A 26,371-nucleotide genomic window follows, 5' to 3' on the forward strand; every position below is an offset into this window, starting at 1 on the left:
CACTAGAGCCCCTGCGATTTGGTCGCAGGGGCTCTTTCTTGTGACTGGCGTGTCAGGGGTATTCAATGCGGACAGGAGTCGCAGAACTCCGAAAAAGCTTGGGAAGAAACGATCACGGAGATCAATGATGCTCGCACGATCCATGCGCCTGACAGCGTTTCCCGCTGCGCTGGCTTTGCTTGCCGCCACGACCAGCGGCGCGCTCGCGCAGAAGAAATACGACACCGGCGCCACTGACACCGAGATCAAGGTCGGCAACATCATCCCCTATAGCGGCCCTGCGTCTGCCTACGGAACCATCGGCAAGACCGAGACAGCCTATCTCAACATGATCAACGCACAGGGCGGCATCAACGGACGCAAGATCAACTTCATCAGTTACGACGACGCCTATTCGCCGCCAAAGGCCGTGGAGCAGGTGCGCAGGCTGGTCGAGTCCGACGAGGTACTGGTGGTGTTCAATCCGCTCGGCACACCCTCCAATACCGCCATCCAGAAATATCTGAACAGCAAGAAAGTACCGCAACTCTTCGTCGCCACAGGCGCCACCAAGTGGAATGACCCAAAGAACTTCCCCTGGACGATCGGCTGGCAGCCCTCCTACCAGAGCGAAGCGCAGATCTATGCAAAGTACCTTCTGAAGGAGAAGCCGAATGCCAGGATCGGCGTGCTCTATCAGAACGACGATTTCGGCAAGGACTATCTGAAGGGCTTCAAGGACGGCCTCGGAGCCAAGGTTTCGATGATCACCATCGAAGACAGTTACGAGATCGCCGAGCCGACCATCGACACCCATGTGGTGAAGCTGAAGGCCGCCAATCCCGACGTGCTGATGATCTTCACGACGCCGAAATTTGCCGCGCAGACTATCAAGAAGACCGCCGAACTCGGCTGGAAGCCGTTGCAGATCCTCGCCAATGTCAGCGTTTCCGTGGGCGCGGTGATGCAGCCCGCCGGCTTCGACAACGCGCAGGGCGTGCTGTCGGCCTCCTACACCAAGGACGGCACCGACTCGCAATGGAAGGACGATCCCGGCATGAAGAAGTGGAACGCGTTCCTCGACAAATATATGCCGGACGCCAACAGGGCGGATTCGAGCACAGTCTATGGCTATGGTGCAGCACAGACCCTGGTGAAAGTGCTGCAGATGTGCGGCGATGACCTCACCCGCGCCAATGTCATGAAGCAGGCCGCCAGCCTGAAGGACTTTACCCCCGACACGCTGCTGCCGGGCATCACCATCAATACCTCTCCCACGGACTTCGCGCCCATCTCGCAATTGCAGATGCAGCGCTTCAAGGGCGAGAGATGGGAGCGCTTCGGCGAGATCTTCAGCGCCGACGCGGTCACGCAGTAATCTGCTGCGCCCGCAGATCTGCTGCACCGCGAACACGAATTAGTGCGCCCTCGCGACCACGTCGCGAGGGCTTTTTCTTGCTGCGACATGCAGGCGGGTGTTGAATGTCACTAGGAGCCGTAGAGCTCCACGTCAAGAAACGCGACACGTCACAATTTGATCAGGGAGATCAGAAATGCCCGCAATGCATCTGCGTCTGGCCGCGCTTCCGGCTGCCTTGGGCCTGCTGGCCGTATCCGCGACCGGTGCCCTCGCCCAGAAGAAATATGATCCTGGCGCATCCGATACTGAGATCAAGATCGGAAATATCATGCCCTATAGCGGACCGGCCTCCGCTTACGGCGTCATAGGAAAAACCGAAGAAGCATATTTCAAGAAGATCAATGCCGAAGGCGGCATCAATGGCCGCAAGATCACCTTCATCAGCTATGACGATGCCTACTCGCCGCCGAAGACCGTCGAGCAGGCACGTAAGCTTGTGGAGTCCGATGAAGTTCTGCTGGTGTTCAATCCGCTGGGCACGCCGCCGAATTCGGCGATCCACAAATACATGAACAGCAAGAAGGTACCGCAGCTGTTCGTCGCCACCGGCGCCACCAAGTGGAACGATCCGAAGGATTTCCCCTGGACCATAGGCTGGCAGCCCAGCTACCAAAGCGAAACGCAGATCTATGCGAAGTACCTGCTGAAGGAAAAGCCGGACGCCAAGATCGCCGTGCTCTACCAGAACGATGATTATGGAAAAGACTATCTCAAGGGCCTGAAGGATGGCCTCGGCACCAAGGCCGCGTCGATGATCGTCGCTGAAGACAGCTTCGAAACGTCGGAGCCGACCATCGATAACCATATCGTCAAGTTGAAGGCATCGGGTGCCAATGTTTTCATTGATATCGCGACCCCCAAATTCGCCGCGCAGGCGATCAAGAAGATTGCCGAGATCGAATGGAAACCGCTGCACTTCCTCAACAACGTCTCGGCCTCCGTCGGCAGTGTGATGAAGCCGGCAGGCTTCGAGAACGGACAGGGCATCATCTCGGCGGCCTATCTCAAGGACGTATCCGATCCGCAGTGGGAGAACGATCCCGGCATGAAGGCTTTTCTTGCCTTCCTGCAGAAAGATTTTCCGGACGGCAACAAGCTCGACGGCAATGTCGTGGTCGGCTACGGCGTCGCACAGACGCTCGTGAAGGTGCTGCAGATGTGCGGCGATAATCTCACCCGCGAGAACGTCATGAAGCAAGCCGCAAACCTGAAAGACTTCCGCACCGAGGTGTTGCTGCCGGGCATCAAGATCAACACCTCACCCACCGACTTCGCGCCGATCAGTCAGTTGCAGCTGATGCGATTTAAGGGCGAGAAGTGGGAACTGTTCGGCGACATCATAAGCGCGGATGTGGGCGGCTGATCGCCCTCATTCCACATAACGGAAAATGCGTGAGGCTTGCGTCAAAAGTGGCGCAGGCCTCACTGCGTTTTGGTCGCTTTCCATTTGAGCCATTGTGCAATCGCAGTATGATTATCTCGCAGGCGCAAAAAGGCCTGCAACACAAGAAAATCTCGCCTTGCAAGCAAGGGAAGGAACTCAAATGTCTGCCACGACCGCGCGGCTATGGTCGCTTTTGGCCGCCGCCATGTTGCTCGCCGTCTCCTCGACCCACGTTCTCGCCCAGAAGAAATACGACACGGGCGCCAGCGACACCGAAATCAAGCTCGGCAACATCGTGCCCTATAGCGGACCGGCCTCGGCCTATGGCGCCGTCGGTAGGGCGCAGGCCGGCTATTTCAAGATGATCAACGACAAGGGTGGCATCAATGGCCGCATGATCAACTACATCTCCTATGATGACGCCTACTCGCCGCCAAAGGCTGTCGAGCAGACCCGCAAGCTGGTCGAGTCCGACGAAGTGCTGCTGATGTTCTCGGCACTCGGCACGCCGTCCAACACCGCGATCCAGAAATATCTCAACACCAAGAAGGTGCCGCAACTGTTCCTGGCCACCGGCGCCACCAAATGGGCCGATCCGAAAAACTTCCCCTGGACCATGGGTTGGCTGCCCAGCTACCAGAGCGAGGGCCGCATCTATGCCAAGTACCTGCTGAAGGAAAAAGCCGGCGCCAAGATCGGCGTGCTCTATCAGAATGACGACTTCGGCAAGGACTACCTGAAGGGCGTCAAGGACGGCCTCGGCGACAAGGCCTCTTCCATCGTGATCGAAGAGAGCTATGAGCTCACCGAGCCGACGGTGGATTCCCACATCGTCAAGATGAAGTCGCTCAATCCCGATGTTGTCATCATCTTCGCGACGCCGAAATTCGCTGCCCAGACTATCAAGAAGATTGCCGAGCTCGGCTGGAAGCCGACCATGATCGTGCCAGGCGTCAGCGTCTCGATCGGTCAGGTGCTGCGTCCCGCAGGCTTCGAGAACGCCCAGGGCTTGCTCTCCGCGCACTACTCCAAGGACGCCACCGACCCGCAGTGGAAGGACGATCCAGGCATCAAGGCCTATCGCGAATTCCTCACCAAATACGTCCCGGACGGCAACCCGTCCGACTCGTCGCTGATGTCCGGCTATAATATCGCCGAGACCATGGCGATCCTGCTCAAGCAGTGCGGCGACGATCTCACCCGCGCCAATGTGATGAAGCAGGCGGCGAACCTGAAGAACGTCCAGCAGTCGACGCTGCTGCCCGGCGTGCTGGTCAACACCTCACCCACCGATTTCTCGCCCATCGAACAGATGCAGCTGATGCGTTTCGAAGGCGAGAACTGGAAACTGTTCGGCGACGTGCTGACCGGTGAACTCGGCACGGGCGGCAGCGGCGGCTAGCGTTCTGCCTTGCTTCCCCTCTCCCCCCGCGCGAAGCGAGGCTTCGCCAGGCGGGAGAGGACGGATCGACCCGCCGAGTGGCTCGATACGGGTGAGGGGTAGCCATGGAGTGCCCGCCTCCCCCCCTCATCCAGCGGACTTCGCCCGCGCCACCTTCTCCCACAGGGGGAGACGAGAAGAAGCGACCATCTTGCCGCCTCCGCCAATGATCGGCATAACCCCGATATGACCGACAAACGCCCCCTGCTCCGCGCAATTTTCGATGCCGCAGTTGCTGCGGCCCATCCCGATGTCATCCTCGGCGCCCATCTGCCGGCGCCGCCGAAAGGTCGCATCATCTGCCTGGCCGCCGGCAAGGGCGCTGCGGCCATGGCTGCCGCCGCCGAGGCACATTATCTCGACACACTGAAGCTCGATCCCGCGCGCCTGACCGGCATCGCCACCACGCGCCACGGCCATGGCGTGCCGACCCGGCGCATCCGCGTGGTCGAAGCCGGCCACCCCGTCCCGGACGAAGCCGGGCTCAAGGGCGCCGACGACAGTCTCAAGCTCGCCTCAGAGGCTACGGCTGACGACCTGTTGCTTGTGCTGATTTCCGGCGGCGGTTCGGCCAACTGGACCGCGCCGGTTGATGGCATCACCTTCCAGCAGAAGCAGCAGCTCAACCGCGCGCTGCTGCGCTCCGGTGCCGTGATCGGCGAGATCAACACCGTGCGCAAGCACCTGTCCCGCATCAAGGGCGGCCGCCTCGCCCGCGCCGGGCAAAAGGCAGAGATCGTGACCCTGGCGATTTCCGATGTGCCGCATGACGATCCCGCCGTGATCGCGTCGGGACCAACAGTGCCGGATACGACAACGCTGGCCGATGCTCGCGCCATCATCGCGAAGTTCAATCTCACGATCGATGATGCGGTGCGCGCGGCGCTCAGCGATGAGGCCAATGAAAGCGTGAAGCCGGATGACGCGGCGTTCTCGCGCGCACGGTTTGAGCTGATCGCACGGCCACGGGAGTCGCTCGACGCCGCGATCAAGGTGGCCAGCAATGCCGGCTATGAGATCGTCGATCTCGGCGCCGATCTCGAAGGCGAAGCGCGCGAGGTTGCCGCCGAGCATGCGAAGCTGGCGCTTAAGGCCAAGGCCGACGGCAAGAAGCTCGCGATCCTCTCCGGCGGCGAACTCACGGTCACCGTGACGGGTAACGGCCGCGGCGGCCCGAACCAGGAATACGCTCTGGCGCTCACCGATGCCTTCAAGGACACCACCGGCATCGTCGCGCTCGCCGGCGATACTGACGGCGCCGACGGCGGCGCCGGCAGCGCCAGCGACCCCGCCGGCGCGATCGTCGATGAGCGGACGTTCGAGGCGATGCGCGTGCAAAAGCTGGATCCCAGGGCGACGCTGGCGAACAACGACGCCACGACGTTCTTTACGGCGACCGGCGATCTGCTGCAGACCGGCCCGACGCTGACGAATGTAAATGATGTCAGGGTGATTTTGGTGGGGTGAGCGTAACAGGCACCTCACGGTGAGGAGCATTTGCGCGCGTCCCGAGCCATGTGTGTGGCCATCCTTCGAGACGCGGCTGAAGAAGCCGCTCCTCAGGATAAGGGACGAGCATGACGCCCCTTAGAGCTCCCTGGCGATCTTCGCCATCATCCCCAGAAGTGCCTTGTGTTCGGCTGGCCCCAGCACCTCGATCAGCCGGGCCTCGTGCCGCGTGGCTACCAGTTTCTTGGCGCGGATCAGCGTGGCGCGGCCCTTGTCGGTCAGCATCAGCACATGGGAGCGCCGATCGCTCGGCGAGCGCATCCGCGTCAGCAGGTCGCGGCTCTCCAGCGCGTCGAGCAGCGAGACGAAATTCGGACGGAGAATACCGAGCGTATTGGCGATTTCGGTCTGGTTGCGGCCCGGGTTCTTGTCCAGCAACAGCAACACGGAAAACTGCGCCGGCGTCAGTTGCAGCGGCGCCATGCAACGCAAAAAGTCCTCGAACACTTTCAACTGCGCGCGTTTCAGCGAATAGCCCAGCAGTTCGGACAGTTCGCCGAGCTGCAGCGCACCGCCCTCCTCGTCGAACCCGACGGGCGCGGCCTGCTTGGCTTGATCCTGAACCGTCGTCTTTGAAACAGTCATCGCTCGCTTTCCGCGATACCCGGCAGCTTGAATGAAACACCCGGTCGACGTGCGACAGGCCTTGAGATTATGTTCAATAATCGTTATGAAGTATATCAAATAGACGGCGGGTTTCAACCGCCATTGTTGATCGTCCTGCGCCTGTGGTATCCGCGGCGCCAGACAGTGCGGGGGAGCGTCCGGCTTTGAATACGACGATCTTGCTGTTCCTTTTGCAGGACGGCATCACGAATGGCGCGATCTATGCGCTGCTTGGGCTGGCCCTTGTACTGGTCTTTGCGGTGACGCGGGTCATCCTGATCCCGCAGGGCGAATTCATCACATTCGGCGCGCTGACTTATGCCAGCCTCTCCGCCGGCCAGATGCCCGGCACCATCAAGCTCGCCGTCGCCATGGGCGTCGTGGCCTTCGCCTTCGATCTCTTCACCTTCCGCAAGGCCCTGCATGCCAAGCGCGTGCTGCGCTCCGCGGCTGTCAACCTCGTCTTCCCGCTGGCGATCTGGGGCGTGATGTGGGGGCTGGGTGGACGGCCGGGGAATATCGCTCTCAACATCGCGCTGTCGCTGCTGATCGTCGCCGCCATCGGCCTTTATCTCTATCGCATTGCCTATCAGCCGATCGCCCACACCTCCGTGCTGGTGCTGCTGATCGCCTCGGTGGGCTGCCACCTCGCGCTGCAGGGTTTTGGCCTCGTCTTCTTCGGCGCCGAGGGCCAGCGGGGACCTGCGATCTCGTCTGACGCCATCACTATCGGCGCATTACGCTTCACCGGCCAGAGCATCGCCGTCTATGGCATCACCATCGCGCTGATCATCGGGCTGTGGCTGTTCTTTGGCTACACGCTTTATGGCAAGGCGCTGCGCGCCACGGCGGTGAACCGCCTCGGCGCCCGCCTCGCCGGCATCCGCACCACATTGTCGGGCCAACTCGCCTTCCTGCTCGCCTCGATCATCGGCGCCATCTCGGGCATCCTGATCGTGCCGATCACCACGCTCTATTACGACACCGGCTTCCTGATCGGCCTCAAGGGCTTCGTCGCTGCGATCATCGGCGGGCTGGTGAGCTATCCGCTGACCGCCGCCGCCGCCATTCTGGTCGGTTGCGTCGAGGCGTTCTCGTCCTTCTATGCCAGCAACTACAAAGAGGTCATCGTGTTCACGCTGATCCTGCCGGTTCTGGTGCTGCGCTCGCTCGCAGCACCCGAAGTCGAAGAAGAGAAGGATTGAGCGCCATGACGTCGCGTCTTCTTCCCATCTTCGTTTTCGCGCTCGTGATGGCCGTGATCCCGTTCGTACCGGGCATCCCGCCGTTCTGGATCGTACTGCTCGACAATATCGGCCTGGCCTCGCTGGTCGCCATGGGCCTCGTGCTGCTCACCGGCGTCGGCGGCCTGACCTCGTTCGGTCAGGCGGCCTTCTGCGGCTTCGGCGCCTATACGACGGCCGTGCTGACAACCACCTACGGCATCTCGCCATGGCTGACGCTGCCGCTGTCGCTGCTGGTCGCCGGCTTTGCTGCGGTGTTCCTCGGCCTCATCACCATGCGCTTGTCGGGCCACTATCTGCCGCTCGGCACCATCGCTTGGGGCATTAGCCTGTACTACCTGTTCGGCAAGCTGGAGTTCCTCGGCCGCAACGACGGCATCTCGGGCATCCCGCCGCTGTCCATCGGTTCGTGGAAAATGCTCGATCCCGGCACGATCTATTTCCCAATCTGGATCGCCGTGATCATTGCCGCCCTGCTGTCGATGAACCTGCTGGACTCCCGCACCGGCCGCGCCATCCGTGCGCTGCGCCGCGGCCATATCGCCGCCGAAGCCTTTGGCGTGCAGACCCCGCGCGCCAAACTGCTTGTCTTCGTCTATGCCGCGGTGCTGGCCGGGCTGTCCGGATGGCTTTATGCGCATTTCCAGCGCGCCGCCAATCCGACTCCGTTCGGCGTTCATCTCGGCATCGAATATCTGTTCATCGCCGTGGTCGGCGGCGCCGGCTATGTCTGGGGCGGCGTCCTCGGCGCGGCCGTGGTCATCATTCTCAAGGAAGCGTTGCAGAGCTATCTGCCGGTCATCTTCGGCGGCAGCGGCCAGCTCGAGACCATCGTGTTCGGCATCCTGCTCGTCGCGCTGCTGCAACTCGCGCCGACCGGCATGTGGCCGTGGCTGACCGCGTGGCTCCCGTCCGGCGACAGCCGCAAGCGCCCGGCGCCGGCCGATGCACTGCCCGCCCGCAACGACCACCGTCCGGAAACCGGCGTATTGCTGCAGGTCGACAAGGCACGCAAGCAGTTCGGCGGCGTCGTCGCTGTCAACGACGTGTCGTTCAATGTGCAGGCGCGCGAGATCGTCGCGCTGATCGGCCCCAATGGGGCCGGCAAGAGCACGACCTTCAACCTCATTACCGGCGTGCTGGCCGCAACCGCCGGCAAGATCGCCGTGCTCGGCAAGAGCGTCTCCGGCGCGCCGCCGCAGGAGATCGTCAAGCTCGGCATCGCCCGCACCTTCCAGCATGTGAAGCTGGTGCCCGACATGACCGTGCTTGAAAACGTCGCGCTCGGCGCACATCTGCGCGGGCGCTCCGGAGCCATCGCCAGCATGCTGCGGCTCGACCGCGCCGACGAAGCGAAGCTGCTGGCGGAAGCCGCCAAGCAGATCGAGCGAGTCGGTCTCGGCGACCAGATGAACCAGCTCGCCGGCTCCCTGTCACTCGGCCAGCAGCGCATCGTCGAGATCGCCCGTGCGCTGTGCGTCGATCCAATGCTGCTGCTGCTGGACGAGCCCGCGGCGGGCCTGCGCCACATGGAAAAGCAGCAGCTTGCAGCACTGCTTCGTCAGCTTCGCGACGGCGGCATGTCGGTGCTGCTGGTCGAACACGACATGGGCTTCGTGATGAATCTTGCCAACCGGATCGTGGTGCTCGATTTCGGCACCAAGATCGCCGAGGGCACGCCGGCCGACATCAAGACCAACCCCGACGTCATCAAGGCCTATCTGGGAGCGGTCGCATGAGCGCGTTGCTGCAAGTCACGGACGCACATGTCGCCTATGGCAAGGTCGAAGCCGTGCGCGCGGTCAATCTCGACGTCCGCACCAACGAGATCGTCACGATCATCGGTGCCAATGGCGCCGGCAAGACCACGCTGCTCAATGCCGTGATGGGCATCCTGCCCCTGAAGGGGGGCGTGAGCTTTGCCGGCGATGATGTGTCCAAGATCGACATCGAGGACCGCGTCGCTGCCGGCCTCAGCCTCGTACCCGAGCATCGCGAATTGTTCGCTACGATGAATGTGGAAGACAATCTGCTGCTCGGTGCCTTCCGCATCGACAAGGCCACCGCCGCCCGTTCGTTCGAGCACGTCTACGCGCTGTTTCCGCGCCTCAAGGAGCGCCGCAAGCAACTGGCCGGCACGCTGAGCGGCGGCGAACAGCAGATGTTGGCGATGGGCCGCGCGCTGATGGGCGCGCCGAAACTCCTGATGCTCGACGAACCGAGCCTTGGCCTTGCGCCGATCATCGTCGCCGACATCTTCCGCATCGTCAGCGAGCTCAAAGCCGCCGGCGTCTCGGTGCTGCTGGTCGAGCAAAATGCGCAGGCCGCGCTCAAGATTGCCGACCGCGCTTATGTGATGGAGCTCGGCGAATTCATCCTCGATGGAAGCGCCAGCGACATCGCCAGCAACCAGCGCGTGGTGGCGAGCTATCTCGGCTTCCAGCACGAAGGTGTCAGCGCGATCTGATCTCGATCACGTAAAAATGCCGGCTGTCTCGCGACAGCCGGCATTTTTTGAGCTGCGCTCCGGCTTACTTCGCCGGAACGTATTTTCCATCCTTCACGGTCAGCAGAATCCGCGAGCGGTCGTCGACACCGTTGCGGTCCTTTTCAGTGTAGTTGTAGACGCCCTGGGTCGCGGCGATTTCCTTTTCGCTCATCAGCGCCTGGCGGATGGCTTCGCGGAATTCCGGCGTGCCGGGCTTGGCGCTCTTCAGCGCCACAGGCACCACGCGCTTCAGCACTTCGAACACGTCATAGGCGTGACCGGCAAACTGGCTGCGGCTGCTGGCGCCGTATTTGGCTTCATAGGCCGCATTGAGCTCGAGGCCCGGCTTCTTGGTCAGCGCTGTATCCGGCTGACCTTCCGGATACATCACGGGACCTGCAGCCATCAGCACACCTTCGGCAGACTTGCCGGCGATGCGGATGAAGTCGCTCGAGGCAGCACCGTGGGTCTGGTAGATCAGGCCCTTGTAGCCGCGGTCGCGCAGTTCGGACTGCGGCATGCCCGCGCCGGTGCCGGCCGCGCCGATCAGGATCGCGTCGGGATTGGCCGCAATCAGCTTCAGCGCCTGACCGGTGATCGACGTATCGGGACGCGCGAAGCGCTCGTCATCGACGATGCTCATTCCCATCGCACTCGTCTGGGTCTTGAGGTCGTTGAACCAGAGGTCCCCATAGGAATCCGAATAGCCGACATAGCCGATGGTCTTCACGCCATGGGCCTTCATGTGGTCATACATGACTTTGCCGACGATCTCGACCGGCTGCGGCATGTCCACCGACCACTTCACACGCGCCGGCGTGAACGGCATCGGCGACAGGCTGAAATGCGGAACGCCAGCTTCATTGGCGACCGCCGACATGGCGACCGAGGACGGCACGATCGACGAGCCGACCATGATGTCGGCCTTGGATTCCGACACGAAACGGCGTGCATTGGTGGTCGCGATGGACGGGTCGCCGCCATCGTCGAGCACGATCAGCTTCAGCGGCACGCCGCCGATTTCCTTGGGCACGAATTCCAGCGCGTTGCGCTCGGGCACGCCCAGCGCGGCAGCGGGGCCCGTGGTGGAGATGCTGACGCCGATGGTGATGTCGGCGGTCTGGGTTTCGGCGGGGGTGGCAATCGCCAGCGAGACGGCAACGGCGGCGATCGCCAGATGAAGCTTGGACATATCGTATCTTTCTCGTGTGGAAGCGGAGAGCGCCGAACGCGGCAGCCATACCGGCGGATGTTGCGCTGGTTGCGGCCGCGCGAAGGCTCGCGCACGGCAAAAAGCCGACCCTCTGGCGAGGGCCGGCCTTGTTATCGAAAAATGCCGGCGAAGCAAAGGCGCTACGCGCCCCTGCCCTCCGTCAGATCTGCATTACTGGGCGAGAACGTATTTGCCGTCTTTCACCGTCAGCAAGATGCGCGAACGCTCATCGAGGCCGTAGCGGTCCTTTTCGGTGAAGTTGTAGACGCCCTGCGAGGCGGCAATTTCCCTCTCCGTCAACAGCGCCTGGCGGATCGCCTCGCGGAACTCGGGTGTGCCGGGCTTGGCGGTCTTCAGCGCCGTCGGGATCACGCGCTTGAGCACCTCGAAGGCGTCGTAGGAGTGACCGGCGAACTGACTGCGGCTGTTGGGGCCATATTTGGCTTCATAGGCGCTGTTGAGCGCCATACCGGGCTTCTTGGTCAGTGCCGTATCGGCCTGCCCTTCCGGATACATCACGGGGCCGGAGGCCATCAGCACGCCTTCGGCGGCCTTGCCGGCAATTCGGATGAAGTCCATGCTGGCGGCACCATGGGTCTGGTAGATCAGACCCTTGTAGCCCTTCTCGCGCAGCTCGGTCTGCGGGAGTGCCGCAGCGGTACCTGAAGCGCCGATCAGGATCGCGTCAGGATTGGCTGCGATCAACTTCAGCACCTGGCCGGTGACCGAGGTGTCCGGGCGCGCGAAACGCTCTTCGGCGACGACCTTCATATCCATCGGACCGGTCTGGTTCTTCACATCGTTGAACCAGAGATCGCCGTAGGAGTCGGAGTAACCAATATAGCCGATGGTCTTGATGCCCTTCGACTTCATGTGGTCGTACATCACCTTGCCGACGATCGGCACCGGTTGCGGCATGGCCACCGACCACTTCGCACGTTCCGGCGTGATCGGCAGCGGCGACAGGGCGAAATGCGGAATACCCACTTCGTTGGCGACGTTGGACACCGCAATGCTCGTCGGCGTCACCGCTGAGCCCAAAATGATGTCGGCCTTGGATTCGGTGACAAAGCGGCGGGCGTTGGTGGTCGCGGTGGTCGGATCGCCGCCATCGTCGAGCACGATGATCTTGAGCGGCACGCCGCCGATTTCCTTGGGCACGAATTCGAGCGCATTGCGCTCGGGGATGCCCAAGGCGGCCGCCGGGCCCGTCGTTGACGTGGTGATGCCGATGGTGACGTCGGATGTCTGGGCAATGGCCGGTCCGGCCAGTGCCAGCGAGACGGCAACAGCCGCGATCGCCAAGTGATGCTTGGTCATGGGTCTCTCCCTCCAGGTTATTTTTTATGTCGTCAGCTAAATCAAAGTTCGGCTGGCTTATCAGCCCCTTCTTTAGGTCAGTGCGCCCTTACCGGTAAAGGGCCGGCGCACTGATGCTTTGCCGCAGGCTTAACGTGGCGCCATGCGCAGCGATGCGTCGAGCCGGACCACCTCGCCGTTCAGATACGGATTGTCGATCATGTGCAGTGCGAGAGATGCAAACTCATCGGCATGGCCAAGCCGGCGCGGAAACGGGATCGCTGCGGCGAGACTGTCCTGCGCCTCCTGCGGCAGGCCGGCCAAAAGCGGCGTCATGAACAGGCCCGGCGCGATGGTCAGCACGCGGATGCCGAACTGGGCCATTTCGCGAGCGATGGGCAGCGTCATGCCGACGATGCCGCCCTTGGACGCCGAATAGGCGGACTGGCCGATCTGGCCGTCATAGGCCGCGACCGAGGCTGTCGAGATCACCACGCCGCGCTCGCCGGTTTCGAGCGGCTCCAGCTTGGACATCGGATCGGTCGCCAGACGGATCATGTTGAAGGAGCCGATCAGGTTGACACGGATCACCTTGTCGAAATCGCCGAGGGCCATCGGACCATCGCGGCCGATCACGCGCTTGGCTACGCCGATGCCGGCGCAGTTCACCAGCACGCGCGCCGGGCCGTGCGCCTTGGCGGCAGCGGCGACGGCGGCTTCGGCAGAGGCGGCGTCGGACACGTCGCATGAGATCGCGACGCCGCCGATCTCCCTGGCAACGGTTTCTGCGAGGGGGGTGTTGAGATCGAGCAGCGCGACTTTCGCGCCCTGCGCGGCGAGCCTGCGGGCGGTCGCGGCGCCAAGGCCGGAAGCGCCACCCGTGACGATGGCAGCCTGGTTCTTCAATTGCATGATGTCCTCCCTTGTTCGATTTCTCTGCCGTTCTAGATCGCAATCACTTTCGCAACTTCCGGATTCCCATAGATATCGTCGATCAACTTGGCACGATGCTCCAGCACCGCGCGCTGATTGACCGAGCCCTTGTCCGTGACCTCGCCGCGATCGATCGACAGCGGCGTGTCGAGCAGCACCGCCTTGGCGATCCGTGTCGAGGATCCGGTGGCGCCAGCGAGGAAGCGCGCGAGTCGCTCACGGAATGCGTCGCGGACGATCGGATCATTGGCCGCAGCGGCGAGATCGCCGGCGGCCAGGTCGGGGTTGATCACGCGACACCCATCGAGATCGAGGATCACGAGCGCTGCAAGTTCATCGCGGTTGATGCCAGCGATCACCACGTCGCGCACCAGCGGCGCGCAGGTGCCAACGAAGCGTGCGCGCAGCGGGCCGACGCTGACCCAGGTGCCGCTGCCGAGTTTGAAGTCCTCGGAAATGCGGCCATCGAAATCGAAACCTGCGGAGAGATCATCGGGATCGACAGCTTTCAGCGCATCGCCGAAAATATAGTAACCTTCCTCGTCGAACGCTTTCGCGGTCAGTTCCGGCTCCCGCCAATAGCCCGGCGTGATGTTCGGCCCCTTGGCGCGGACTTCCATCTTGCCGTTGTTCGGCACCAGCTTGGCATCGTTGCCCGGGACGGGAAGACCCACATGGCCGGAGCGGCTGGTCACGGGATTGACGCACATGAAGAAGGGCGAGGTCTCGGTGGCACCAAGGCCGGTGAGCATCGGCACGCGCACGCCAGTGGTCTGCACCGACAGTTCGTCAAGACTGTCCCAGACATAGGCCGACAGCGCCGCACCCGAAAAGAACATCGCGTGCAGCCGCGCGAAGAATTTCTCGCGCAGCGCAGCGTCTTCTCGCAGATAAGGCAGCAGCGATTCATAGCCCTTGGGGACGTTGAAATAGACCGTCGGCGAGATCTCGCGCAGATTGCGGATGGTCTGCTCGATCCCCGCAGGTGTCGGCTTGCCGTCGTCGAGATACATCGAACCGCCATTGAACAGCGTCAGCCCGATATTGTGGTTGCCGCCAAATGTGTGATTCCACGGCAGCCAGTCGATGATGACTGGCGGCTCGTCCTTCAGGAACGCCAGCGTATCGCGCAGCATGATCTGGTTGGCGCACATCATGCGCTGGGTGTTGATCACGGCTTTCGGATTGCCGGTGGAGCCTGACGTCAGCAAGAACTTCGCGATGGTATCAGGACCGATGGCTGCGTTCGCAGCATCAAGATTGGCGGCCTCCGGCGTCACGAGCAGATCGGAAAGCTTGGTCACGGGCCGGTCCGGCAGGGCGCCGGCAGAAACGACAACTTCAGTGTCGACCGGCACATTGAAGTGAATGGCGTTCATGAACGCATCCGCGTCATCGACGAAAACCAGCCCGGGCGTCAGCAGCTTCATGAGATAACCGAGCTTGCCGTAGTCCTTCGAGACCAGCGAATAGGCCGGCGACACCGGCGCATAGGGAATGCCGGCATAGAGCGCGCCGAAGGCAATCAGTGCGTGATCGATGGAATTTCCGGAGAGAATGACGATGGGCCTGTCGGCGGAGAGCCTGCGCGACAACAGCGCCGAGGCGATATGGCGGGCCGCATCGAGCATCTGCGCGTAGGTGACTTCGCGCCAGCCACCGCCTTCCGCTCGCTCGGCCATGAAAACGCGATCCGGCGCCTCCCTGGCCCATTGATGCAGATAATCGGTGACACGTTCCGGATAGTCGCCGATGGCATTGGTCGGGCGCAGATAGATGGTGCCGTCGTCGCGGCGCTCGATGGTAACAGCCGGATCGCCATAGGAAATCGGCCGCAACGGATGTTCCGTCGCCGCTCGTTTCGTCTGATCGATCTTGTCAGCACTTGCAGACATTGCTTCCGCCCTGTGTATTTCGTCCCGATTCTTTTATTTTTATTGGTAGTCGTTGGCCCGGATCAGCCGGGCTTCACCTTGCCCGCCTTGCGATCCAGAAAATCGCGGATGCGATTTTTCGCCTCCTGATCGCTCTGCGCCACCGACGCCATCAGTGCTTCCAGCATCAACCCTGTCTGCGGACTGGCTTCAGCGATCAGCGGCAACGCTTGCAGCACCGCGAAATTTGTCAACGGTGCATTCTGCGCGACGCGTTCGGCGAGTTCGATCGCCCTAGGGAGTGCGCCGCCGGCTTCCGTCAGATATTGCGCGAAGCCGAGCGCCATGCCCTCTTCCGCCTTGTAGACGCGGCCGGTGAGCATCATGTCGGCCATCCGGTGCACGCCGATCAGGCGCGGCAGGCGCATCGAACCGCCGCCGCCGACGAAGATACCACGGCTACCTTCCGGCAGCGCGTAATAGGCCGAGGGATCCGCGACACGAATATGTGCAGAGCAAGCCAATTCAAGCCCGCCGCCGATCACGGCCCCCTGCAATGCGGCGATCACCGGGACACGGCAATGCTGGATGATATCGAACACCCGGTGCCACATGCGCGAATGCATCAGGCCGGCCGTCGCGTCGCGCTCGGTGAGTTCGGACAGATCGAGGCCGGCGGAGAAATGCCCGCCGATGCCATGTATCACCACCGCGCCGATGTCTTCCGGCAGCGACGCGAAGCAACGCTCGATGTCCAGGATCAGTCCATCGTTCAGCGCGTTGCGCTTGGCGGGACGGTTCAGGCCCACGATCAGCACGCGGCCCCGGGTTTCGATCTGGAGCATGGCGGCGGCAACGGCGACGGCTTGGTTCATGAGCGCGATTAGGTCCTGGCTAGAATAATTATATCTTATAACGAATGGCTCATGAGTCAATCTTGCGGTGCAATAGGGGTTGATTTCGCCCTAGGTTAAGGTCAGGTATTTCGGTGCGCGACAGCGATCCGGATCCAAGAGCACCACATCGCCCTACCTGATCTCGACGCCCTGCCCGGCAACACAGGTCTCACAGCACCTGATGCACTGCCAGTTCGACCCGATCCGGATGCCGGGCGCCGACGCCGATGAACAGGTTCTGCATCAGCCAGCGATATTTGGGATGGCCGGTTTCAAATCGGGGCACCGAGCGGAAATAGATCAGCGCAGGATCGATGGCCTCGCCGCGGGCAATGCGATCGAGCGCTTCCTTGGGCCCGAAGCGGATGCCGATATTCTCGATATAGACGATGGCGCCGTCGTCGAGTGCAAACGTGTATTTCGCTTCCAGTTCGGTGAAGCCGTCCGGACGGATGACCTGGAAATCCGCACCAGTCGGATGGATCGTGCCCTTGATACCCTCGCCCTCCACGGACCCACCAAGGACCGGGATGACGCGGCGGACGCCATATCCGAGGTCGCCGGCAACGACCGGCGTACCGACCTTGATAGCGAGGCTGAAGACATACTTCGTGGCGAGTTGCGGTGTCGTCATCGCATCATCCAATCATCCGCGTCGGCAGCCAGGTGGCAATCAGCGGGAACAGGATCAGCAATACGAGGCGGATCAGGTCCGTGACCACAAAGGGCAGGACGCCCTTGAAGATGGTCGCCATGCTGACGTCCTTGATCACGCTCTTGATGACGAAGACGTTCATGCCGACCGGAGGATGGATCAGGCCGAGCTCGACGGTCATCACGATGACGATGCCGAACCAGATCGGATCGAAGCCCAGCGCCATAATCACAGGAAACACGATCGGCACGGTGAGGATGACCATCGCCATCGCATCCATCAGGCAGCCCAGCACGAGATACATCAGAAGGATCAGCGCCAGCACGCCGTAGGGTCCAATGCCCAAACCGGTGAGGAATTCGGTGACATGCTGCGGGGTCTGCGTGATGGTGAGGAAGTAGCCGAAGCACAGCGCGCCGATCAGCACAGTGAACACGGCTGCTGCGGTCCGGGTCGCCTGCAGCAATGACTGCAGGATGCCGTCCTTGTTCAGCTTGCCGCGCAGCACGCCGATGATGAAGGCGCCGACCGCGCCGACCGCACCGGCTTCGGTCGGAATGAAGAAGCCGCCATAGAGGCCGCCGATCACGAAGACGAACAGCAGCAGCGGCGACCACACGTCTCGGATCGCCGCAGCGCGCTCGCGCCAGGACGCCTTCGGGCCCGCCGGCAGGAAGCCCGGCTTGACCACCCCGATGATCGCAATAGTGATCATGTGCATCACGATAGCGAGCAAGCCCGGCACGATGCCGGCGATAAACAGCTTGCCAATGTCCTGCTGGGTAATGATGCCGTAAACCGCAAGCACTGTGGACGGCGGCAGCATCGCACCAAGCGTGCCGCCCACGGCGATGACGCCGGTGGAGAAGCTCTGCGGATAGTTGAAACGGCGCATTTCCGGATAGGCAACGGCGGAGAATGTCGCGGCCGTCGCCACCGACGAGCCGGAGATCGCAGCAAAACCGCCGCAGGCGGCGATGGTCGCGATGCCCAATCCGCCCTTCCAGTGGCCGACGAAGGTGTTGGCCGCGCGGAACAGCTCACGGCTGATACCCGAGACCGAGACGAAGGCCCCCATCAGGAGGAACATGGGGATCACGCCGAAGGAATAATCCGTCACGGTCCGCATGGTGGTCTGACCGACCAGCTTGAGTGCCGGCGCAAAACCCGTCAGATAGCCGAAGCCAGTGATGCCTACGAGGCCCATCGCCATGCCCACCGGCACGCGCAGCAGCATCAGGACAAACAGGCTGACAAAGCCGATGACGGCAACCGCTTCATTACTGAGGTCCATGCGACTTACTCTGCCGTCTTGATTTTGGGTTCGTGCATCTCTTCCGGATGGAAGATCAGCCGGTAAGTGCGGATCGCGATCAGCAGCACCGCCGAGACGTCGCCGATCCATGACAGCAGGAAGAACGGCCAGACCGGTAATTGCAGATCCATGGTGACGATGTGGCTCGAATAGGTGTCCACCACCTTATCGAACAGTGTGTAGGTCTGCACCGCGACAACGAACAGCAGCACCAAGGTTGCGAACACGTCGATCCAGCGCTGATATTTCGGCGTCGCATTGGCCCAGACCAGATCGACGGTGATGTGCGAGCCGCGATAGGAGGTCGCGGCGATGCCCCAGAAGATCAGCACGCCGAGCATGAACTGGCCGATATTGTAGTAATCGGGGATCGTGACCGCGAAGAATTTTCGCATGAACACCGCAATGAAGGTGTTCAGCGCAACGATGCCGACGAAGAATGCGGCGATCCATTCAATGGAATCGATGAAGCGATCCATCATGTTCTTGCGCGGCGGGTCGGGCGGAATGCCGAGGGCACCGTCCTGGAAGATATGGGGCGTGGCGGTCATGGGCAGGTCCTGATGGCGCTTACTTTCTTCTCCCCGCTTGCGGGGAGAAGGTGGCTCGCGCGCACGAAGTGCGAACGAGTCGGATGAGGGGACTCTCCACGAGCGTCGGAGCCGGCGGAGATTTCCCCTCACCCGCCATTCACATGCGTCGCATGCGAATGGCGACCTCTCCCCACGAGCGGGGAGAGGTCAGAATCACAACCCGGCGTCGTGCTTCTTCAGCATCGCCTTGAGATCTGCATCGATGGCATCGGCGTCACCGCCGGCCTTCTTGACAGCAGCGGCCCAAGCGGCGTTGAGAGGCTGGATACCCTTCTTCCACTCGGCAAGCTGTTCCGGCGTCAGCTTGTAGACCTCGTGATCCGGAAGCGCCTTCATCTTGGTGCGGCCATTGGCTTCGAAATCGACCCAGGGATCGGTGACTTTCGAGGCCCATTCCGGCGTGCAGTGATCGTCGATGATCTTCTTCTGCGCCGCGGACATGGAATTATACTTGGCGAGGTTGATGTTGTAGGTGAACACCGTCGAATAGAGCGGCACGTCGATGTGATACTTCACCACCTTGTCGATGCCGAACAGGAAGATCGAGCCCCACGGGAACGCGATCTCGTCGGCAACGCCGCGTTCGATCGCATCGCGCGATTCCGGTGCCGAGGCCTGCACATTGGTGCCGCCGAACAGCTTGACCATTTCGCCGATGGTGCTCTGCGCGGGGCGGACCTTCACCCCGTTGAGGTCTGACGGTACGAGGATCTTCTTCTTGCCGTGGATCGATCCGGGATCGTGGATGAAAGCGAAGCACAGCTTCGTATCCTTCATCTCGGTCTTGGCGTATTTCTGATACCACTCGTTGAGCGCGAGGGTGCCCTTCTTACCATCCGAGAACACGAAGGGCAGCTGACCTGCGGCCACGATGGGGAAACGGCCGGGCTGATAGCCGGGATTCACATAAGTGATATCGGCAATACCATCGCGCGCCATGTCGTAATGGTCGAACGCCTTGCCGAGCTGTTCCGAGGGGAACACCGACATCTTGATGCTGCCGCCCGAGGCCTTCTCGATATCGGCGGCCCAGGCCTGCGTGGCCGGCACCAGCGGATGCGCTGGCGGCACCCACAGCGATACTTTCATATTGACGGTCTTGTCTTGCGCCTGCGCGGGCGTGAGTACCGGCATGATGCAGCCAGCCGCCAGCAATGCGAGAATTGCTTTCCTCATCGTCTCTCCCTCTACGTCCACCTGGACGTGTTCTCTCGAACGTGTTCACCGGACCTTGAATGGCCCTTTGCGAATATTGTTATATGTTATAATCATCCATGCAAGCGGTGCGATCGCACACGTTGCGGAGCCAGTGTCGCGACCTCGCTTGACTTGTCAACTCAGTCGGACGACAGAGCCTATATCAACCGCGGGAGCAAGCGTTGCGAACAAAAGTTGCCATCATCGGAGCTGGTCCGGCTGGAATGTTGCTTGGGCAACTATTGCATGCCTATGGGATCGATAACGTTATTCTCGAACGTAAGGATCGCGACTATGTGCTGGCACGGATCCGCGCCGGCGTGCTCGAACAAGGCACCGTTGGCCTGCTGGAAAAGCTGGGGATTACCGAGCGCCTGCATCACGAAGGCCTGATCCATGACGGAATCGAGCTTCTATTCGGCGGAATTCGCCACCGCCTCGACCTGAAGAAAGCCTCCGGCGGCAAGGTGGTCACGGTTTATGGCCAGACCGAAGTCACCCGCGACCTGATGGACGCCCGCGACAAGGCCGGGCTGACCACAGTCTACGATGCCGACAATGTCAGTCTGCATGATTTCGACGGCAAAAGCCCTCGCGTCCGCTACGTCAAGGATGGCGTAAGTCACGAAATCGCCTGCGATTTCATCGCCGGCTGCGACGGGTTCCATGGCGTGTCGCGGCAGAGCGTACCCGCCTCGGCCGTGCAGACCTTCGAGCGCATCTATCCGTTCGGCTGGCTCGGCCTGCTCTCGGATACGCCGCCGGTGTCGCATGAGCTGATCTATACGAATCACGAACGCGGCTTCGCGCTGTGCTCGATGCGCTCGATGATGCGCAGCCGATATTACGTCCAGTGCTCCCTCGACGAGAAGGTCGAGAACTGGACCGACGATATGTTCTGGGATGAGTTGCGTCGCCGTCTCGACACGGAGGCGGCCGAGAGCCTCATCACCGGTCCTTCGCTGGAGAAGAGCATAGCGCCGCTGCGTAGTTTTGTCGCGGAGCCGATGCGGTTCGGCAGGCTATTCCTGGCCGGCGACGCCGCCCATATCGTGCCGCCGACCGGCGCCAAGGGCCTCAACCTCGCCGCCTCCGACGTCCATTACCTCTCCACGGCGCTGCGCGAATTCTATGACGAGAAATCCTCGAGTGGTCTCGACTTCTATTCGGCCATCGCGCTGAAACGCGTGTGGAAAGCAGTGCGCTTCTCGTGGTGGATGACTTCGATGATGCACCGCTTCCCCGATAATGACGGCTTCGGCACCAAGCTGCAGCAAGCCGAGCTCGACTACGTCGTGCATTCGGATGTCGCGACGGCATCGCTGGCAGAAAATTATGTGGGACTGCCGTATTAGGCCCGCGCACTCACACTCTGCATGTCGTCACCCGGCTTGACCGGGTGACCCAGTAAACAGCGGCAAGTGTGATGATCCGAACCGCCCGTGTTTACCGGTTCATCCGCTTTCGCTGGTGATGACGGACTGGGTTTGGCGTTATCGCTGTCACACCTGTTTTAAACATCCAGTCAGACCTGTTTCAAACTTTGTTGGCCTGTCCTTTGCGCATGCTTTCGCTTCTATGGCGTAAACGATCCAGATGGGTGCGCCATGACCGACATTTCGATCCCCGATGGCTTCGCGCCACATTATCGCAAGAGCCCCCTCACCGCCCCGTGGGAGCCGATCTATTCGAAGGTGACGGACAGCAACGTCATCCTCGGTCTCCGCATCGCCGAAGCGCATACCAATTCGCGCGGCATGGCGCATGGCGGGCTGATCACGGCGCTGGCCGACAATGCGATGGGCCTGAGTTGTGGGCATGTAGTCGGCGGCGGCACACGGTTGGTGACCGTCAATCTGTCCGCCGATTTCCTCGGCGCCGCGCAGATCGGACAGTGGCTGCAGATCGAGACCGAAGTGATCAAGACCGGCAAACGCCTTTGCTTTGCGCAGGCGCTGATCACGGCGGATGGCGAGCCCTGCGCCCGGGCGAATGGCACGTTCAGTGTGGCATCACCAAAAGTGTAGCACTGGCTATCGCTTGCTGAAATCCCAGTGGCAGGTTTCGGCAGCGAGATCGATGAAGACGCGCACTTTCGCGGACAACAGCCGCGACGTCGGATAGACGATGTGGATCGGCACCGCTGGCGGCTCGAACCTCATAAGCACGCGTTCGAGGCGTCCGGCCGCCAGGGCATCGGCCGCCTGATAGGCCAGCACGCGGGTCAGGCCGCCGCCATGCTCGGCATGCCAGATGGCGGCATCGGCAACGTCGGTCGTGAAGCGCGGCATATGCGTGATGCGAATGTCATCGCCATCCTGCACGAAGCGCCATTCCGGCGCTGATGTAATGGCACCGAACTGGATCGTATCGTGCTTCGCAATGTCCTCCGGCGTCTTCGGCTCCCCGCGCCGCGCCAGATAATCCGGCGACGCGACGACGATACGCGGCATGCTGCCGACATGACGCACCACCAGACTGGAATCGGGGAGATGGCCGATCCGGACGGCGACATCGATCCCGTCTTCAACCAGACTGACCATGCGATCAGTCAGTCGTAATTCGCCTGACACATCGGGATAACGCTGCAGATAGGCCGATATCAGGGGCGTGACGTGCAGACGCCCGAAGCCGACCGGTGCGGAGACGACCAGACGCCCGTTCGGCTGTGCGCGTTCGGCCTGCGCGGAGCCTTCGGCCTCCTCGATGTCCGCGAGAATCTGGCGCGCTCGTTGCAGATAGCGCGCGCCGACATCGGTCAGCATCACCGAGCGGGTGGTCCGCTGAAGCAGGCGGGCGCCCAGTCGCTCTTCCAGGGCGGCCACCATGCGGGTGACGGCCGAGGCGGAAAGTCCAAGCTTGCGGGCCGCAGGCGCAAACCCCTGCAGGTCCGCTACGGCGACGAAGACGGTCATGGCTTCGATGCGATCCATCCAACTATTTCATATCCCGCAACAATGAAGTGTCAATTCCGACGATTGTTCTATTGCGAAGAAGAAGCCACTTTTGACCAGCGAGAACCTATCCTGTTCCCAGCTCCAATCAGGAGTAAGCCATGTCAGACAGCCACGCCTATTCCAGCGACATTGCCTTCACGCCGACCGTCAAGGCGATCCAAACCCGTAAGGGGTCGCGTTCCGGCTATGCGCATGTTGAGGAAAACGGCGGCTGGCGTACCGAGGTCGATGACAATCTTGCTGCGTTTCTCGCTGAAACCAACAGCCTGTTCTTTGCCACCGCCAGCGCGGACGGCCAGCCCTACATCCAGCATCGCGGCGGGCCAGCCGGCTTCGTGAAGGTGCTCGACAAGCAGACGCTGGCCTTCGCCGACTACAGCGGCAACCGGCAATACATCACGCAAGGCAATCTGGCCGAAAATCCCAAGGCGAACATCTTCATCATGGATTTCGCACATCGTCGCCGGGTCAAGCTCTGGGGAACGGCGCGGGTGGTGGAGGACGATCCGGCGCTGCTGGCATCGCTGATGCCCCAAGGCTATCGCGCCAAGCCCGAGCAAGTGATCCTGTTCACCATAGCCGCGTGGGATACCAATTGCCCGCAGCATATCCCGCAGAAATTCGATGCCGCCGATGTTGCTGCAGCACTGGCAGCGCGCGATGCACGGATCGCAGAGCTGGAAGCCGAGCTGGCGACGCTGAAGGACTCAGCGCCGCCGCATTGAAGACCGTGCAGAGGTCAGGCTGCGACGCTGCACTGCCAGACATGCTCGGGATAATACTCCGCCATCATGCGATCGACGTAAGCGACGAGATTCCCGTAACGCTGCAACTGACGCTGCAACGGTGATGGAAACAGAGGCGACAGAATTCCGGCCAGGACGCCGAATGCCGTCGCATCGACACCGGCGGGGCGGTTGCTCATCAGGTGGGACTTTCCGGCCAACAGCACCGACAGCGCCATCAGGGACCGATCGGCGAGCTGGAGCGCCTCATCCGCCGGATGCCGGCCAAGGCCGCTCGCCAGATGATTCTGAATGACAGACTTTCGCGCGGCTTCGCGAATTTCGGCGCGATGCGCCTCCGGCACACCATCGAAGAAGCGCGATGGTCCCTTGGCGAAGTTATCGGCATCGACCCAGCGCACGCCGACCAGCGACCAATAGAGGTGATGCTCGATCATCCGCTCGATCGCCCAGGCCTGCGCACGTTGAGCGAGATCGAGACCCTTATCGAAATCCACGTCATATTCGCGTTCGATATAGGCTCGGATGAAGGTGGAGTCGGCGATGGTCTCAGCCCCGTCGTCGATATAGGGCATCTGCCCTTTCGGCGAATCCTGCGGACGTGCCGGTTGCTTCTGATAGGGCAAGCCGGCCATCTTGAGCTGGACCTCCGTCTTGGTGACGAAAGGGCTGATTTCCGGCAGGCCGAAGCCCGCGCCTGCGCCGTGAAGGACGATCATGTGGTTTCTCCGAGTGATAAGGACAAGAGACTAGGCATTCGCTGCTGCCAACATGGTGTCAGCAGCCATCACGTTGCGTGACGCCGGCGACCCAGACCCGCGTCTGGCCCACCACGGCGGTGGCCATGCGCCAGCCGAGCCCGATCAGGGCCCAGCGAAGGTCTCCGGACAGGACAAAAATTGTGCGTTCGAGCAGCCATGCCCGGATGCGCCAGAGGCGGTCATCATGCGAAAATGCTTCGAGACACTCGAAAGCGGCCATTGCAGAATCCTTCGATCGTTTGAACCTGGGTCCTGTATGCCTGCCCCCTGCTGCCAACATGCTGTCAGCATCCACCGCGGACCAAGAATGACAGAGAGACGACCATGAGACGCGCCGACCGGCTGTTTCAGATCATCCAGGTGCTCCGCCGCACGCGGAAGCCGCTGACAGCCGATGCCATTGCCGCCGAACTCGAAACGTCAAAACGGACGATCTATCGCGACATCGCGACACTGATGGCACAACGCGTCCCGATCCGCGGCGAAGCCGGCATGGGCTATATCCTCGAACGCGGCTTCGACATGCCGCCGCTGATGCTGACACCCGACGAAATCGAAGCCGCCGTGCTTGGCGCGCAATGGGTGATGGGCCACGCGGATCCAGCCTTGGCCAAGGCGGCACAGGATCTCATTGCGAAGATCGCGGACACCGTGCCCGAACGCTTGCGCCCGTTTGTGCTGGAACCCGCGAGCCGCGCGCGGCCGGATTTCCACGGCGCCGCCGACAGTATGGATATGGTGCAAATGCGCGCGCATATTCATGCGGGCAAGAAGGTCCGGCTGCTTTACCGGGACGAAGCCGGTCGCAACAGCGAGCGCATCGTCTGGCCGATCGCGGTGGGTTATCTGGAAGCCGTGCGGCTGCTGGCGGCGTGGTGCGAGCTTCGCAAGGATTTCCGCAGTTTTCGAACCGACCGCGCGATCGAGGCCCACTTCCTCGATGAGAAGTATCCGGAACGGCGCGAAACGCTGCGCAGCAAATGGCGCAAGACGCTGAGCTGGGAGCGGCCACAGGATACCTGAAACAGGCGAGCCTGCATCTGCACGGCTGGCGCAATCCGCCCGATCGCGATAAACCGCGGCATGACAAGCGATGTCACCACGATCAGCGACGCCAGCCCGTGCCAGGCCTGTGGCGCGTGTTGTTCATATTCGAGCAACTGGCCGCGCTTCACCATCGAGGACGATGCCGAACTCGATCTGATCCCGGCCAAATACATCAATGATCGTGAATCGGGAATGCGCTGCGATGGTGATCGCTGCAGCGCGCTGACGGGAAAAATTGGAGAGGCAACAGCCTGCGGGATCTATGCAGTCAGGCCGGACGTGTGTCGGACCTGCATGCCCGGCGATCCCGAATGTGCCATGGCGCGACGCCGGCACGGGCTGCCCGTGCTGGCAGCCGCAGAATAGTTGGCGTCAGTTCACGCCGTAACGGTGTGAGCGAGTGCCTTGTCGTCCAGTTCGTCGTCGAGATCGTCATCCATCGGCGCCAGCGTCGAGAGCGGCTTGGTCGACAGCGTGATGGCCTTGCGGCTGTGATAGGCCGACACCGAAGGACGCGCTACGGCGGTGTCGTGGGACAACGCGTAGAGTGTGGAACCGACGCGGCCACCGAATTCGATCAGCTCACGTTCGCTGCAGCTCGATGCGATCGAAATCGCCAAGGCATGGAGATGACTGCGGCGATAGCAGAACAAGGCCAGCATCGCGCGGACATCGGATGAAACGCTCGCCACAAGATGGGGCAGGCCATTCTCATTGGCACGATACATTGCACCGAGCAGGTCTTCCTCGACGGGGCAAAAATCGTTCTCAAAAGCTTGACGGCTGGACCGCATGGGGTTTCTCCTCGTTGATG

26 protein-coding genes are annotated in these 26,371 nt (G+C 61.8%); 12 read left to right on the forward strand and 14 right to left on the reverse strand.

The features are described 5' to 3' along the window. Nucleotides 1–124: 124 nt before the first annotated feature. The 4 genes from ACEK02_RS25950 (at nucleotide 125) to ACEK02_RS25965 (ending at nucleotide 5,691) form a co-directional block, all read left to right on the forward strand. Nucleotides 125–1,357, forward strand: a complete 1,233-nt coding sequence (locus ACEK02_RS25950) for an ABC transporter substrate-binding protein (RefSeq protein ID WP_371424367.1) — start codon at nucleotides 125–127, stop codon at nucleotides 1,355–1,357. A gap of 175 nt (nucleotides 1,358–1,532) precedes the next feature. Then, on the forward strand, nucleotides 1,533–2,762 hold the full coding sequence (locus ACEK02_RS25955; RefSeq protein WP_371424368.1) for an ABC transporter substrate-binding protein: 1,230 nt from the start codon (nucleotides 1,533–1,535) through the stop codon (nucleotides 2,760–2,762). A gap of 226 nt (nucleotides 2,763–2,988) precedes the next feature. Then, complete coding sequence (locus tag ACEK02_RS25960) at nucleotides 2,989–4,185, forward strand: ABC transporter substrate-binding protein (RefSeq protein ID WP_371424421.1); 1,197 nt, start codon at nucleotides 2,989–2,991, stop codon at nucleotides 4,183–4,185. Nucleotides 4,186–4,410: 225 nt separating this feature from the next. Then, the gene (locus ACEK02_RS25965; RefSeq protein ID WP_371424369.1) at nucleotides 4,411–5,691 is read left to right on the forward strand and encodes a glycerate kinase; all 1,281 of its coding nucleotides are present in this window, start codon (nucleotides 4,411–4,413) and stop codon (nucleotides 5,689–5,691) included. A gap of 120 nt (nucleotides 5,692–5,811) precedes the next feature. Here ACEK02_RS25965 and ACEK02_RS25970 read toward each other — a convergent pair whose 3' ends face one another. Beyond that, nucleotides 5,812–6,318, reverse strand: a complete 507-nt coding sequence (locus tag ACEK02_RS25970) for a MarR family winged helix-turn-helix transcriptional regulator (protein WP_371424370.1) — start codon at nucleotides 6,316–6,318, stop codon at nucleotides 5,812–5,814. Between the two features lie 185 nt (nucleotides 6,319–6,503). On the opposite strand from ACEK02_RS25970, the gene ACEK02_RS25975 reads away from it, so the two are divergent. From ACEK02_RS25975 to ACEK02_RS25985, 3 genes are read left to right on the forward strand one after another with little or no spacing between them, the layout of a single operon-like run. After that, on the forward strand, nucleotides 6,504–7,544 hold the full coding sequence (locus tag ACEK02_RS25975; protein ID WP_371424371.1) for a branched-chain amino acid ABC transporter permease: 1,041 nt from the start codon (nucleotides 6,504–6,506) through the stop codon (nucleotides 7,542–7,544). Nucleotides 7,545–7,549: 5 nt separating this feature from the next. Next, entirely contained in the window at nucleotides 7,550–9,322 is a 1,773-nt protein-coding gene (locus ACEK02_RS25980; protein ID WP_371424372.1) for an ATP-binding cassette domain-containing protein, read from the forward strand. After that, on the forward strand, nucleotides 9,319–10,050 hold the full coding sequence (locus ACEK02_RS25985; RefSeq protein ID WP_371424373.1) for an ABC transporter ATP-binding protein: 732 nt from the start codon (nucleotides 9,319–9,321) through the stop codon (nucleotides 10,048–10,050). Before ACEK02_RS25980 ends, ACEK02_RS25985 begins: the two co-directional genes overlap by 4 nt. Nucleotides 10,051–10,114: 64 nt before the next feature. Here the strand turns inward: ACEK02_RS25985 and ACEK02_RS25990 are convergent, their stop codons facing one another. The 9 genes from ACEK02_RS25990 to ACEK02_RS26030 form a co-directional block, all read right to left on the reverse strand. Next, nucleotides 10,115–11,263: an ABC transporter substrate-binding protein gene (locus ACEK02_RS25990; protein WP_371424374.1), complete on the reverse strand. Its 1,149-nt coding sequence runs from the start codon at nucleotides 11,261–11,263 to the stop codon at nucleotides 10,115–10,117. A gap of 192 nt (nucleotides 11,264–11,455) precedes the next feature. Then, nucleotides 11,456–12,604, reverse strand: coding sequence for an ABC transporter substrate-binding protein (locus ACEK02_RS25995; protein WP_371424375.1), 1,149 nt, complete (start codon nucleotides 12,602–12,604; stop codon nucleotides 11,456–11,458). 129 nt (nucleotides 12,605–12,733) lie between these two features. Beyond that, nucleotides 12,734–13,495, reverse strand: coding sequence for an SDR family NAD(P)-dependent oxidoreductase (locus ACEK02_RS26000; protein ID WP_371424376.1), 762 nt, complete (start codon nucleotides 13,493–13,495; stop codon nucleotides 12,734–12,736). Between the two features lie 32 nt (nucleotides 13,496–13,527). Beyond that, nucleotides 13,528–15,411: a feruloyl-CoA synthase gene (locus ACEK02_RS26005; RefSeq protein WP_371424377.1), complete on the reverse strand. Its 1,884-nt coding sequence runs from the start codon at nucleotides 15,409–15,411 to the stop codon at nucleotides 13,528–13,530. Between the two features lie 62 nt (nucleotides 15,412–15,473). Continuing rightward, complete coding sequence (locus tag ACEK02_RS26010) at nucleotides 15,474–16,265, reverse strand: crotonase/enoyl-CoA hydratase family protein (RefSeq protein WP_371424378.1); 792 nt, start codon at nucleotides 16,263–16,265, stop codon at nucleotides 15,474–15,476. Between the two features lie 190 nt (nucleotides 16,266–16,455). Then, nucleotides 16,456–16,920 (reverse strand): DUF3237 domain-containing protein, encoded by a 465-nt coding sequence (locus tag ACEK02_RS26015; protein WP_371424379.1) that lies wholly within the window; start codon nucleotides 16,918–16,920, stop codon nucleotides 16,456–16,458. Nucleotides 16,921–16,924: 4 nt separating this feature from the next. Continuing rightward, nucleotides 16,925–18,235, reverse strand: coding sequence for a TRAP transporter large permease (locus tag ACEK02_RS26020; protein ID WP_371424380.1), 1,311 nt, complete (start codon nucleotides 18,233–18,235; stop codon nucleotides 16,925–16,927). 5 nt (nucleotides 18,236–18,240) lie between these two features. Beyond that, on the reverse strand, nucleotides 18,241–18,738 hold the full coding sequence (locus tag ACEK02_RS26025) for a TRAP transporter small permease (RefSeq protein WP_371424422.1): 498 nt from the start codon (nucleotides 18,736–18,738) through the stop codon (nucleotides 18,241–18,243). 264 nt (nucleotides 18,739–19,002) lie between these two features. Further along, complete coding sequence (locus ACEK02_RS26030) at nucleotides 19,003–20,025, reverse strand: TRAP transporter substrate-binding protein (RefSeq protein WP_371424381.1); 1,023 nt, start codon at nucleotides 20,023–20,025, stop codon at nucleotides 19,003–19,005. Nucleotides 20,026–20,228: 203 nt separating this feature from the next. Here ACEK02_RS26030 and pobA point away from each other — a divergent pair, with 203 nt between their 5' ends. Together pobA and ACEK02_RS26040 are read left to right on the forward strand one after the other, a co-directional pair. Continuing rightward, nucleotides 20,229–21,401: a 4-hydroxybenzoate 3-monooxygenase gene (gene pobA / locus ACEK02_RS26035; RefSeq protein ID WP_371424382.1), complete on the forward strand. Its 1,173-nt coding sequence runs from the start codon at nucleotides 20,229–20,231 to the stop codon at nucleotides 21,399–21,401. A 252-nt stretch (nucleotides 21,402–21,653) separates the two neighbouring features. Further along, nucleotides 21,654–22,073, forward strand: a complete 420-nt coding sequence (locus tag ACEK02_RS26040; protein ID WP_371424383.1) for a PaaI family thioesterase — start codon at nucleotides 21,654–21,656, stop codon at nucleotides 22,071–22,073. A gap of 6 nt (nucleotides 22,074–22,079) precedes the next feature. Here the strand turns inward: ACEK02_RS26040 and ACEK02_RS26045 are convergent, their stop codons facing one another. Then, nucleotides 22,080–22,979 carry a LysR family transcriptional regulator gene (locus ACEK02_RS26045; protein WP_371424384.1) on the reverse strand — a complete coding sequence of 300 codons (900 nt, stop codon included), beginning with the start codon at nucleotides 22,977–22,979 and terminating at the stop codon, nucleotides 22,080–22,082. Between the two features lie 122 nt (nucleotides 22,980–23,101). Here ACEK02_RS26045 and ACEK02_RS26050 point away from each other — a divergent pair, with 122 nt between their 5' ends. After that, the gene (locus ACEK02_RS26050; RefSeq protein WP_371424385.1) at nucleotides 23,102–23,728 is read left to right on the forward strand and encodes a pyridoxamine 5'-phosphate oxidase family protein; all 627 of its coding nucleotides are present in this window, start codon (nucleotides 23,102–23,104) and stop codon (nucleotides 23,726–23,728) included. 14 nt (nucleotides 23,729–23,742) lie between these two features. Here ACEK02_RS26050 and ACEK02_RS26055 read toward each other — a convergent pair whose 3' ends face one another. Together ACEK02_RS26055 and ACEK02_RS26060 are read right to left on the reverse strand one after the other, a co-directional pair. Next, nucleotides 23,743–24,468: a glutathione S-transferase family protein gene (locus ACEK02_RS26055; RefSeq protein WP_371424386.1), complete on the reverse strand. Its 726-nt coding sequence runs from the start codon at nucleotides 24,466–24,468 to the stop codon at nucleotides 23,743–23,745. Nucleotides 24,469–24,526: 58 nt separating this feature from the next. Then, nucleotides 24,527–24,730, reverse strand: coding sequence for a hypothetical protein (locus tag ACEK02_RS26060; RefSeq protein ID WP_371424387.1), 204 nt, complete (start codon nucleotides 24,728–24,730; stop codon nucleotides 24,527–24,529). Nucleotides 24,731–24,834: 104 nt separating this feature from the next. Here ACEK02_RS26060 and ACEK02_RS26065 point away from each other — a divergent pair, with 104 nt between their 5' ends. Further along, nucleotides 24,835–25,533 carry a YafY family protein gene (locus ACEK02_RS26065; RefSeq protein ID WP_068735007.1) on the forward strand — a complete coding sequence of 233 codons (699 nt, stop codon included), beginning with the start codon at nucleotides 24,835–24,837 and terminating at the stop codon, nucleotides 25,531–25,533. Between the two features lie 60 nt (nucleotides 25,534–25,593). After that, complete coding sequence (locus ACEK02_RS26070) at nucleotides 25,594–25,923, forward strand: YkgJ family cysteine cluster protein (RefSeq protein WP_371424388.1); 330 nt, start codon at nucleotides 25,594–25,596, stop codon at nucleotides 25,921–25,923. Between the two features lie 11 nt (nucleotides 25,924–25,934). Here ACEK02_RS26070 and ACEK02_RS26075 read toward each other — a convergent pair whose 3' ends face one another. Then, nucleotides 25,935–26,351, reverse strand: coding sequence for a hypothetical protein (locus ACEK02_RS26075; protein WP_371424389.1), 417 nt, complete (start codon nucleotides 26,349–26,351; stop codon nucleotides 25,935–25,937). Nucleotides 26,352–26,371 lie beyond the last annotated feature (20 nt).

Source organism: Tardiphaga sp. (genome assembly GCF_041424195.1).
In the GTDB taxonomy this organism is placed as follows: domain Bacteria; phylum Pseudomonadota; class Alphaproteobacteria; order Rhizobiales; family Xanthobacteraceae; genus Tardiphaga.